At 58.0% G+C, this 11,991-nt stretch carries 10 protein-coding genes; all 10 read left to right on the forward strand.

Features of this window, described 5'->3' with window-relative positions:
- Positions 1–7: 7 nt before the first annotated feature.
- Complete coding sequence (locus BLT47_RS05170) at positions 8–949, forward strand: F0F1 ATP synthase subunit gamma (RefSeq protein ID WP_074662429.1); 942 nt, start codon at positions 8–10, stop codon at positions 947–949.
- A gap of 12 nt (positions 950–961) precedes the next feature.
- Positions 962–2,431, forward strand: a complete 1,470-nt coding sequence (gene atpD / locus BLT47_RS05175; protein ID WP_049620478.1) for a F0F1 ATP synthase subunit beta — start codon at positions 962–964, stop codon at positions 2,429–2,431.
- Complete coding sequence (locus tag BLT47_RS05180; protein WP_049620477.1) at positions 2,431–2,700, forward strand: F0F1 ATP synthase subunit epsilon; 270 nt, start codon at positions 2,431–2,433, stop codon at positions 2,698–2,700. The genes atpD and BLT47_RS05180 overlap by 1 nt, the downstream gene beginning before the upstream one ends.
- 184 nt (positions 2,701–2,884) lie before the next feature.
- Positions 2,885–3,307, forward strand: coding sequence for a DUF2550 family protein (locus BLT47_RS05185; protein WP_074662432.1), 423 nt, complete (start codon positions 2,885–2,887; stop codon positions 3,305–3,307).
- 204 nt (positions 3,308–3,511) lie between these two features.
- Positions 3,512–4,207 carry an endonuclease NucS gene (nucS, locus tag BLT47_RS05190; protein WP_065414998.1) on the forward strand — a complete coding sequence of 232 codons (696 nt, stop codon included), beginning with the start codon at positions 3,512–3,514 and terminating at the stop codon, positions 4,205–4,207.
- A 448-nt stretch (positions 4,208–4,655) separates the two neighbouring features.
- Entirely contained in the window at positions 4,656–5,453 is a 798-nt protein-coding gene (locus tag BLT47_RS05200; RefSeq protein ID WP_074662435.1) for an alpha/beta fold hydrolase, read from the forward strand.
- A gap of 364 nt (positions 5,454–5,817) precedes the next feature.
- The gene (locus tag BLT47_RS05205) at positions 5,818–7,452 is read left to right on the forward strand and encodes a DivIVA domain-containing protein (protein WP_143021774.1); all 1,635 of its coding nucleotides are present in this window, start codon (positions 5,818–5,820) and stop codon (positions 7,450–7,452) included.
- Between the two features lie 260 nt (positions 7,453–7,712).
- On the forward strand, positions 7,713–9,524 hold the full coding sequence (locus BLT47_RS05210) for a hypothetical protein (RefSeq protein WP_143021775.1): 1,812 nt from the start codon (positions 7,713–7,715) through the stop codon (positions 9,522–9,524).
- Positions 9,525–10,574, forward strand: coding sequence for a DUF8094 domain-containing protein (locus tag BLT47_RS05215; protein ID WP_074662443.1), 1,050 nt, complete (start codon positions 9,525–9,527; stop codon positions 10,572–10,574).
- Between the two features lie 129 nt (positions 10,575–10,703).
- Positions 10,704–11,597: a co-chaperone YbbN gene (locus tag BLT47_RS05220; protein ID WP_065415004.1), complete on the forward strand. Its 894-nt coding sequence runs from the start codon at positions 10,704–10,706 to the stop codon at positions 11,595–11,597.
- The last annotated feature ends 394 nt before the right edge of the window (positions 11,598–11,991 follow it).

Genomic DNA, 11,991 nt, shown 5'->3' on the forward strand with positions numbered 1-11,991 from the left:
CGGATATATGGCAGGTGAACAGAGGAAGTATAAGAGCCGGATACGCGCAACCAGTACGCTCCAAAAAGTGTTCCGGGCGATGGAGCTCATTGCGGCCTCTCGGATCAGCAAGGCGCGGACGGCGGCCCAAGGCCGCGATCCGTACACCGAAGCGGTCACGCGTGCCCTGCAACTCGTAGGTAACCATCGTTCCGAATTCGATCATCCGCTCTTGCAAGAGCGCACCGATACCAATCGGGTAGCGGTGCTCGTGGTCACTTCAGACCGCGGTTTGGCTGGTGCGTACAACGCGAATGTCTTGCGCGAAGCCGAACGCTTTGCGCAAGAACTCAAAGAGGATGGCAAGGAACCGGTCCTATACGTGACTGGACGCCGCGGCATTCAAACCTTGAGTTTCCGGGAAACGGAAATCGCGAAGTCCTGGGAAGGTGAATCAGATAATCCGAGCGTGGAGCAGGCAAATGATATTGCCAATACCTTGCTCGAGGCGTTCACCGCTCCGGCCGAAGAAGGCGGAGTTGCGGCAGTGCACGTCGTCTTCACCCGGTACGAATCGATGATGAAACAAACCGTGCAGGTACGGCATATGTTCCCGCTCTCGATCGTGGATTACGGTAGTGGGCGGATCGATCGGGGAGCTGAAAAACCCGTAGATTACCGCGGTACCGGTCCGGCCGGAAGCCCGCCGCTCTACGAGATCGAACCTTCCGGAGATGAAGTTTTTGAAGCGCTAATCCCTATGTATGTGCGGCAGCGCATCCGGACGATCTTGCTTATGGCCGCCGCCTCCGAGCTGGCCGCGCGCCAGCAGGCAATGCGGGCAGCAACCGATAACGCTAATGAACTGATCGAGAAGTACACGCGCTTGGCTAACAACGCGCGACAAGCGGAAATTACCACGGAAATTACCGAGATTGTCTCGGGAGCCGATGCCCTTGGTAACCGATAAGGAAGAAAGAGTATGACAGCACAGATTACGGAGCAGACTAAGGCTCCGTCGGGAGTCGGGCGCATCAGCCAGGTGACCGGCGCGGTAGTCGACGTCGAATTCCCCTCCGATTCGCTCCCGGAACTTAATAACGCGCTGGTAACTACCGTCAAGATGCCGGCCGATGATACGGGTAAGAACTTTACGGAAGAAAAGGTTTACCTCGAGGTCGCCCAGCACCTGGGAGACAACATCGTTCGCACGATTGCTATGAAGCCAACGGATGGTTTGGTCCGTGGCGGGGAAGTAGTCGATACCGGCGGCCCGATCTCGGTGCCGGTGGGTGAACAAACCCTCGGCAAGGTTTTCAATGTGATCGGGGAGCCGCTGAACCTGAAGGAAGGCGAAACCTTCGAAGCGAAGGAACGGTGGGGTATCCACCGCAACCCGCCAGCCTTTGAGGATCTCGAAGCGGAAACGAAGATGTTCGAAACCGGAATGAAGGTTATCGATCTGCTCACCCCGTACGTACAGGGTGGAAAGATTGGCCTCTTCGGTGGTGCCGGTGTGGGTAAGACCGTGCTGATTCAGGAAATGATTCAGCGCGTGGCCCTTGACCACGATGGTGTATCCGTCTTTGCGGGCGTGGGTGAGCGTACCCGTGAAGGTAACGACCTCATCGTCGAAATGGAAGAAGCCGGAGTGCTTGATAAGACGGCACTAGTGTTCGGCCAGATGGACGAACCGCCGGGTGTGCGTCTACGTATCGCCCTTTCCGGCCTGACCATGGCGGAATACTTCCGCGATGTAGCTAATCAGGACGTCCTGCTCTTCATCGATAATATTTATCGTTTCACGCAGGCCGGTTCCGAGGTGTCCACCTTGCTGGGTCGTATGCCTTCTGCCGTGGGTTACCAGCCCACCTTGGCTGATGAAATGGGGCAGCTCCAGGAACGGATTACCTCCACGAAGGGCCACTCGATTACGTCCCTGCAGGCAATTTACGTGCCCGCCGATGATTACACCGATCCGGCTCCTTCCACCACCTTCGCCCACTTGGATGCCACCACGCAGCTTTCGCGTGATATTGCCTCCATGGGTATTTATCCGGCGGTGGACCCGCTCACTTCCACCTCGCGCATCTTGGATCCGCAGGTAGTGGGCCAGGAGCACTACGATGTGGCCACCGAAGTGAAGTCCATCCTGCAGAAGAACCAAGAACTGCAAGACATCATTTCGATCCTCGGCGTAGATGAACTCGGGGAAGAAGACAAGGTCACGGTAGCGCGTGCGCGCCGGATCCAGCAGTTCCTCTCCCAGAACATGTACGTGGCGGAGAAGTTTACGGGCGTACCTGGTTCGACGGTTCCGGTTGACGAAACTGTCGAAGCATTCAAGCGTATTTGCGAAGGTAAGTACGACGACGTCCCTGAACAGGCCTTCTTCAATATCGGCGGTATTGAAGATCTGGAACGCCGGGCCAAGGAATTGAAGGACGCGTAATGATCCACGTCGATATCGTTTCCCAAGCTGGCCGGATGTGGGAAGGAACGGCCGAGTCCGTGGTGGTAACAACGGAAACCGGAGAAACCGGGATCCTTAAGAACCACCAGCCGCTCCTGGCTTTGCTAGTAGCTGGCCAGGTACGGGTAACGGACTTGGATGGTACGAAACACGTCTTTGATTGCGGTGAGGGCTTTGTCACGGTAGATGATAATCAGGTGATTATTGCTGTAGACGCGGCCCATGAAGTTGCCAGCTCGGCGGCCTAAAGCACCATTCGCTAAGGCAGCGTGCAAAGCGTCATAGCCGCGGCGTACGTGCCTAAAATCGAGACATACGGAAAGGTCCCACCTAGTATCAAGCCATAAGATGGTTTTGCGACTAGGTGGGACCTTCGTTTAGGTTAACGCCCAGCCCGAGCTTGGGAACAGATCGTGGAGAAAGGCATGAGAGATGAACGGAAGTCTTTTATCCGCCCTCGCCTGGGCAGTCGTTATCGTGCTGGCACTTACTTTGCTAGGCCTGGGCTTCTTTCTGCTACGGGTGCGCCGTTTGCTTTCCTCATGGGGTTCTTCCCAGTGCTCCGTACGCGGGCCGCACGGCTGGCAAACCGGCGTCGTATTCTTCCGGCAAAAAACTTTGGACTGGTATTCCATCCGCTCCCTTTCTAACCGACCCAAGCTTTCAATACCTCGGCAGGGTTTTACCGGTCAATTGCAGAAACTTCACGAAACCGATCCATCCACGGCCATAGTAAAAGTCAAAGACCCAGATACCGGGCACGAATACCTCATGGCCATGGGTGTTGATACCTATAACGCACTCGTGGTTTGGGAAGATAGCGCACCGCCGGCCGCCAGCACGCCATTGTTTTAATTGCGCTAGCACCCCTTTGTTTTAATGCGCATGGGCAATTGTTTTAATACGTACGGGCGATGCGCTACCACTGCGATGTGGGCCTCATGCGATCTAGCCTTGGTATTTATGGCACGAGCGAGGCGGGACCTGTACGCCGCTGGCCGGGTGAAATTTTGCTAGGTAGCGGCGCGCGGCGCTAGTTAGTGCTAGGCTCAGCGCGTTATGCGTGTAGTTTTTGCTGAATGCTCGGTGGATTATTCGGGCCGCCTCGATGCACATTTGGAACCGGCGCTCCGTCTGCTCATGTTTAAAAATGACGGTTCGGTTTTGGTGCACGCCGATGGCGGGTCATACAAACCGCTCAACTGGATGGTGGCACCCAATACGCAGCGAGAGCGCGAACCCGATGCGGAAGAAGCCGCGGACGGTGTGGAAACCGTGTGGGAAGTGCAGTCTGATAAAACTGACGACCGGCTCATTATTCGCATTTACCGAGTGATTGACGATATTTCGCACGATCTGGGGCCCGAGCCCGGGCTGATTAAGGACGGCGTGGAAGCGCATCTGCAAAAACTTTTGGCAGAGCAGGTGAATCGCATTTCGCCGGAAGCTACTTTGGTGCGCCGCGAGTATCCCACCGCGATCGGGCCGGTGGACCTCATGGTCAAAGACGGCGATAAGGGTTATATCGCGGTCGAAATTAAACGCCGCGGGGAGATAGACGGCGTCGAACAGCTCACCAGATACCTTGATCTACTGGAACGAGATCCGCTTCACACGCCGGTGCGGGGAGTTTTTGCGGCGCAGGAAATTCGGCCGCAAGCCCGCACGCTCGCCGAGGATCGCGGCATCGAATGCCTCATTTTGGATTACGACGAAATGCGCGGTCTGGACAATCCCGAAGATCGCCTCTTCTGATCCCCGGCGGATGCTAATTCCGCGGTTCCGGTTACTTGCGTAGCGGCATTCAGGAGGATCCCAGCTAGAGGGGATAAAATCGGGCTCACGTGAAAGGTGCGAGATGGCGAAACGTAGGACCAGTAAATGACAACGTCCGCATCGCCCTCTCAATACCGTGGCAGCGCTTGGCGGGCACAGTCTTGAAGAGGGACCGAATGGGGCGTTGTACAAAGTTGTGCGAACGACGGCGAAGAAACGCTATATGTGCCCGGGCTGTAATGGCGTAATTACCGTAGGTGAACAAAATGTTGTGGCCTGGACGGAAGATACGATCTGGGGCGCTCAAGCCGGAATCGACAGCCGGCGGCATTGGCATCGTTCCTGCTGGGAACACCGTGGCCGGCGCAAATGAGTTCCTAGCGAACAATCCCGCGCCGATCCCGATGGGCAGGAATACGCTAGCTTTATGACTCAACTTTCAGCGCGGCGTACCGGCCCCCAAATGGAACTGCCCCTGGTATTGCTACACGCGATGCCGCTGACTTCCCGGATGTGGGAACCGGTAGTAAAGCTACTTCCAGATATTGATGTAATTTGTGTGGACGCTCCTGGATGCGGGGATTCCCCCTCCGGAGCGGCTCTAGATAGCGAATACGGGCACAGCGAACCAGCCATGGATTCGTACTTGCAAGCGCTCGAAGAAACTTTGGCAGGCTACGGTTTGGCTGGCAAGAGATTCGTGATCGCCGGGATTTCTATGGGCGGTGCCGTGGCAGCGGCTTATAGTTTGCGCCATGCGCAAGAAGTTGCAGGCCTAGCCATTATTGATTCTGGTATTGGAGCTGAACCAGCCGAAAGTCCACGGTTGGGCACAATCGAAAAGATTGCGCACGAAGGTTCTTACGCAGTTTTGCAGGCCTGGACGAATACCATGCTTTCCCGCGCCAGTTCGGAGCAATTACATGCCGAATTTGATGCGTATTTCAAGACCGTACCGGCAGAAATGTTTATCTGGTTGCAACGCATGATGGTCGGCCGGCCCGATAGTCAGACGGCCCTCGATTTGGATATTCCGATCATGCTGATTCGCGGCGAAGACGACCCGAATACATCCACCGCCCAGTACGAGCGGATGCAGGAACGAGCCAAACGCGCGCGCTTCGTGGAAATCGCGGACGCCAGTCACTTCTCAGCAAGTGAAAAGCCCGCCGAAATTGCGGATCTGCTGCGTGAGCTCTATCAGGCAGCAACCGCTAAAAACTAGTCCCGGGAAAAGCTGCTTTGGCTGGAAGAAAACTGGCCTCGCGCAAGAGCACTCTTTTCGCGCAAGCTAAGTACCTGAGGAAGCCAAGCACCCGAGGAAGCCAAGCTAAGTAGTCGAAGAAACCGAGCTAAGTAGTCGAAGGAACAAGGAGTCCGAAAGGACGAGGAATCCGAAGGGACATGCGCAGCAGAAATCGGCCCCGCAAAAACGCACATTGCTTGCGAGATGGGACGCGAAGGCGGCGTCGTCGTGTGAAGAATCAAGGAACGGCGGGCCGGGGCTGGCAGGAGCGCGCGAAGCGGTTAGGCTTAGGCGAGGGTAACCCGCTCAGGAACTGACGGTCTGTAAGAGGTGGAGGTCCACATTGACTGATAGTGCTCACTTCTCTGTGGTCATGCGCGGCTATGACAAAGCGCAGGTAGATGAATACGTATACCAGTTGCAAACTTCGCTCGCGCAGGTGCGGGCAAAAGTTGCGGATCTGGACGCGCGGATTTTGCGGCTTTCGGGAGAACTCGCGGAAGCCCAACAAGAAATTCGGGAAAACGAGCGGCCTTCATATTCCGGGCTGGGAACCCGTGTAGAACGTCTTCTACGCACTACCGAACAGCAGGCTATGGACGTGGTAACCAGGGCGAATGCGGATGCGGAGGCGATTTTGGCGCGCGCCCAGGCAGAGGCTGATGATCTTTCCACGCAAGCGCAAGCCGAAGCCACCCAAACTCTGGAAGACGCACGTGAAGAAGCCACTCAGCTGCAAACCTCGGCGCAGGCAGAAGCCAAGCGCACGCAAGAAACTTCCCAGCGTAGCGCCCAAGAACTGGTGGCTTCTGCGGAACGGGAAGCGGAGCGTTTGCGCGCGCAGGTAAATGCGGAAACTTCGGCTTTGCGTTCCGAAACCCGGCACGCAGTGGAACAAGAACGCGCCAGTGCCGATAAAGAAATTACGCAAGATCGGACCACCGCCGCGGAAGAAATAGCCGCGCAGAAGGCCGCCGCGGAACAGGAGGTCGCCCAGTTGCGTGCCACCGCCAAAGCAGAAGCGGAAAAGCTTACCCGGGAGGCCGCGGAAGCGGCTAACGCTTTGCGGCAGCAGACCGAAGCTGAAACTACGGAACTGCGCGCAAAGGTAACCGCGGAGACGAATGAATTACGCGAAACGGCAGAACGGGAGACTACCGAGCTGCGTGCCCAGGTGACCGCCGAAACTAATGCCGCGCGGGAAAAAGCCGCGCAGGAAACCGCGGAGCTCCGCGCTAAAACCAAAGCGGAAACCGATGAATTGCGCACCTCAACCGAAGCCGAAATGGCTGATTTGCGCACCCGCACCGAACAGGAAACTAGCGAGTTGCGCAGTAGTACCGAAGAAGCGGTGGCCCACTTGCGTGCGCAAGCGGAACGTGAAGTGGCACAGTTGCGCGACGACGCCGCGGCGCGGCGGGCCGCCGATGATGCGGATTCGCGCGGAAAGATTGAAGCGGCGGTGAAAGACTCGGAGGAGCGGGCCGCGGAAGCCGAAGTCCGCTTGGCCGAGGCCACCCGCCGGGCCAATGCGCTCACGGAAAGTTCCACAGAAGAAGCAACGAACACCGTCAATGCGGCGCGGGAAGAAGCCGCGCAACTATTAGCAGAAGCGCGGGAAGAAGCCGGCCGGGTGCGGGCAGCAGCCGAACAAGCAGCCCGGGAAGCAAAGCTCAGCGCGGACCAGTACGTGGCCGGTTTGGAAGAACAAAAATCAGCGCTCACCTCGTATTTGGAAGACGTGCGGACCTTGCTCGCTGCCTCAAATGTTCCCCTGGCGCTTTCTGACATTGTGGATAACGGCGAATCGCGGGCAAAAGAAGCTGCCGCGGCCGCAGAACAGATGGGGAAAACTGAGAGCGAGTTGGGCGTACCGGCCGGCGGCGGCGATGCCGCTAAGGCGGAATCCGGTAAAGCCGGCGGCGCGAGTAAAGCGGACGGTCGGGCCCAGCAAGCCGGCGGTGCTAAGGAAAAATAGCGTAAGTGGCGGCGGCCCGGCACGTGTTCGCAGATTCTGCACGTGCCGGGCCGTTCATGGAATACAGTGAAGACTGTAGAGATTGCGAGATTTTCGCGAACTTGCAGGTCACACCGGTTGCGGAAGGCAAAGCAGGCGAAGACCGCTGCGAATGCCCCGCAGACTGCACTAACTGGGAGCGAGACGGATTGCCCGGCTCGGGTTTGCTTTTTGGTGGGCTCGGGCTCGGATTGGGCCACCGCGGCGGTGGAAGGGGAAGAATGAGGAAGAACGGCGGGATTGCCCTCGGCGTTATCGGCGTCGTCATTTTGATATGGGGCTTACTAGCGGCGACGGTGTGGAAGCCGCCGCGCGAAATCGCAGGCGAGGCAGCCGCTACGGGTACCGGCGTTGTCGCGACCGCTCCCGGCGTGCTCGACATGGGTGGAAACGTGGTTGACGTGCGGGTTTCTGCTGAGCCTGGCGTTGAAGTGTACGTAGGCTTCGGTTTTTCTGACGACGTTGAGGCCTACACGGAAGGTCTGCGCGTAGAAAAGATCACCGGCTTCACCGAAGACGGCACCGCGCTGGCCACGGAAATTTCCGAAGGCAAGGATGAGAAGGCCGCGACCGCAGATAGCGGCGATTCCGCCGGTGAGGGGTCCGAAGGCGCCGCGGAAGGCCAGAACGAATCCGCCGATAAGGATGGCGCCGCGAAAGAGCCGGCGCTCCGCGTTACCGATTCGGATATGTGGTTCTCTAAAGAAACCGGTGAGGGCACCGTTGAGGTGAGTTATACGACGACGGCGACCGGTGCAGAATCGCTGATCGCTTCCACTTCGGATGGCTCCATTCCGAAGGTAATGCTCCTGTGGAAGCTCGATACCGGGCATGACAATTCCCTCGTCATTATTCTTATTGGTTTGCTCGCGACTTTGGTCGGGGCCTTGTTGCTCGTGTTGGAATGGCAAGAAACGCGCCGCGATGAAACGACACGGCGTGGCCGGGCAGCATCGCTTGCCCAAAAGCGTTCCCGCGCGAGTGAAAAAACTGAAATATTTGGTGCCGCGAATGAACGTGGTACTGCGAATGAACGTGGTGCCGCGAATGAGCGTGGTACCGCAAATGAGCAGGGCACGAAGCCTGGGGCCGCAGCTGATCAGGGTGAAGCAGGAAGCCGTGAAAAACTTGCCGCAGAAACCGGGCAGATGCTCGGCGCCGGTGTACTTCCCGCCAGCCCTCGCGCCGAGGAACTACGCCGGCGGGAGGTAGCGCTCTCCGGCGGCACGGCGCCTTCGGCCCCGTCCGCCCCTTCCGCACTTTCTGTACCTTCGGCCCCTTCCGCACTTTCTGTACCTTCGGCCCCTTCCGCACTTTCAGGTGATGCGGCCTATTCGGCTCCAAGTGCTCGGTCTGCGGCTAGTGCCCGCTCTGCTGCTAGTGCCCGCTCTGCTTCTAGCGCGCGTTCGGCGGCGAGTGCCCTTTCGGCGGCGAGCGCCAGCTCGGCCCCAAGTGCCCTTTCTGCGGCCTCGGCCGGGATAGCGGTATCAGCTAGCTCCGCTGACGAAGCGCGCAAACCTTCACATGCGGCCGGTGAAACTCCGGGCGGCTATCTCACCGGTGAATTGCCGAAGATCCGGGCAAATCGCTGGTCAGAGCGCGAAGCAGCCAAACCAAATAATGCGGGTGGATACCGCGGCGCTCGTACACCTCGCGCGGGAACTACGAGCCAAGATGGTTGGGAAGCCGCGGCGTGGGATCAATCTGGGTGGAGTACCGGAGCCCTTTCCGCCACCGGCAAGCAGCGTGCCATTAGCGGCCGTCGCGCAGCAGGCGAAGCCGGCGTGGCAGCCCAGTACAGCGGCGCCAGCGCGCATTCACCGCAGGAAATCGACGTGCATATCGACGAAAATACGAGCAAAAACTGGTGGAGCATTTGGGGTGGCGGTCCCGGTAGTACCGCTAGCCCCGGTAGTGCAGATAGTGCCGCTAGCGCCGGTGGAACCTTCGGTAACGGAGGAGCTGGTAACAGCGGCAACGCCGGCGGTCGCGGTGCTGGCATGGACGTTGGCGAAGGCGAGGAGGCAAAGTAAATGCGCAAGATAATTGCAGTGCTCTGTGCCGGGCTGCTGGGGTTAACGGGTTGCAGCAAACAGGCGGAGATTCCCCAACCCCAACCGGTTGTGAAACCCGAACGCGCGGCCCTGAGCGAAACGCATTTTGCGGAAGTACGTACTTCCATCAACGAAACTCTTGCTGCGGCCGATGAAAAACTCGACGCCAAACTCTTGGCCACTCGCGCCTATAGTCCTTTCCGAGAGGACCGCGAAGCCCGGTACCGGGTCAAGAGCGTTCTGAAGGATGCTTATAACTTGCCGGCGCTGTCTTCCGAACCGCAGTCCGACAAAGTATCGGCTGTTTCCCGGGCTGACGGTTTCCCGCGGTACGCCGTCGTCGCTATGCAACCACCCGCAGATTCTTCACTCCCGGTAGTGACCGTGTACACGCAACCTAGCGCGCGCGAAAACTGGGGTGTTTGGTCCAGCATGTCGATCATGCCCGGTGCCACAATTCCCGCACTACCTGCAGGTTCGCAAGGTGCCGAGGTAATCGCTCCCGACGACGGTGCCGGGCTGGTGGCAAGTCCGCAACAAGTTGCATCCGCTTACGCGAATCTTTTGACCTTTGGAGATTCACAAGGGCTCAAAATTGCGGCTTCCGCGGACAGTCCAGACACTCCGGATACGTTCCGGGCCGGTATTAATACCGAACTAGAGTCCTTGCGCACGGCCTTTGAAGGAAGCGGGGAAGCGAGCTATTCCTTCGCACCCAGCAAGGTGGCACCGATGGCGTTGCGCGATGCCGAAGGCGGTGCGCTAACGGTGATTCCGATCAACTACACGATGAATATTAAGATCACCAAAGAGGGTGCGAAGATCACGCTCGAAGATCAGCGCATTACCGCGGCGGCTACCGGGCAGCCGGGACAATCGATTGCGGTAGATGGGGAAATGCGCGTGAACTTCTCGGCGCAATTGGCTTTCCGGATTCCGCCTGAGGGGACAGAAAACCCGGTGATTTCTGTGATTGCAGCTTCGCAACCGTTGGTGACTTCGGTGGAGAACGGAGCGCCCGCGGCGTAAAAACTTCGGCTACCGGGCGAAAATCTGCCCAGACCAGGCAGATTCGCGCACGATAGTAATGATGTTGGGTTGGTACACGAAGTACACCCCGCGTGCGGATAAGCAAATTTTGAGTGAGGGGAAAATTGCATGAGTGAATCGTTGTATGGCGGAATGGATCTTTCTGGCATCGCGGAAGCCCAGAAGCAAGAGAGCGAACCGGCCCAGGCAGCCGACTACACCGTGCACCTCACCGCCGCCACCTTGCAGTCGGTGATGCAACAGTCGTTGACGGTCCCGGTTATCGTGCTTTTCACCATGGATGGGCTTCCGGGGTCTACGGGCCAGAAACTCGAAGCGGAAACGAAGAAACGCGGGGGTCGGTTCCAAATTGCGGTAGCCAACGCACAAACTGAGACCGAACTCATGGCGGCCTTCCAGGTTTCCGGGGCGCCTTCCGGTTACGCGCTAATTGGCGGGCGTTCCATCGTCCCGCTGTTCCAGGGTGAACCGAATGATGAGCAGCTCACTGCGGTTATCGATCAGGTGCTAGAACTTGCCCGGCAGGCGGGGATCGGAGGCCGGATTTCCGGGGATTCCCAGCAGACCGGGGAAACCGCAGGAGAACTGGAAGAGCACTATCTTGCCGGAGCCGCCGCCCTACAAAGCGGTGATCTGACGACGGCGGAAGCCGAATTCCGGGAATCGCTCAACGTGATGCCAGATAACGAAGCTGCCAAGATTGGGCTAGCCCAGGTGGATTTGGTGCAGCGCACTGCGGGAGTAAACCGCGAAGAAGTCTTGGCACAGGCGGATGAGAAAGGTGCCGCAGACCCAGAGATCCAGCTGCAAGCCGCAGATATCGAAACCGCTTCCGGGCGGCCGGATTTGGCCTTCGACCGGTTGATTGCAACCATCGCCGAAACCTCGGGAGATGAACGCGAGAAGCTGCGTAAGCGTTTGCTCGAACTTTTCGAAGTAGTGGGTGCCGACCAGCCGATTGTGGCCGAAGCGCGAAAAAAGCTTGCTAGAGCGCTGTTCTAACTAAAACTCGAGTGCTGCTGGGCCGGGCTATAGCTGGACCCAGCTGGGTAGGGCTACAGCTTGACCCAGTGAATTGGAACCAAAACTGCTGAGTTGGAGCCAAAGCTGCGCGCTAGCGATGCCTGAGCTGCGAACAGAACTTATAACTACATATGAAAGGGAAAGCCCCGCGAGCCATTTGCGCTTGCGGGGTTTATTTTGCGCGAGGGCGGGTTTTGCGAGGCGAGTTACATGCGTCCAATCGGTGGTCGGACGATACAAGCCCGCTAGGCGTTCGCTGCAAGTTGTTTTTGGTTTGTGTTTTTGTTGTGTTGGTGGGGTTTTGTGGGTGTGTGTTTGGTGTCACTGGGGTTTTGGTTTGTGTTTTTGGGGTGGGGTGGGTATTGTTTTCTGC

Origin of the sequence: Actinobaculum suis, from assembly GCF_900102025.1 — a bacterium.
Classification (GTDB): Bacteria; Actinomycetota; Actinomycetes; order Actinomycetales; family Actinomycetaceae; genus Actinobaculum; species Actinobaculum suis.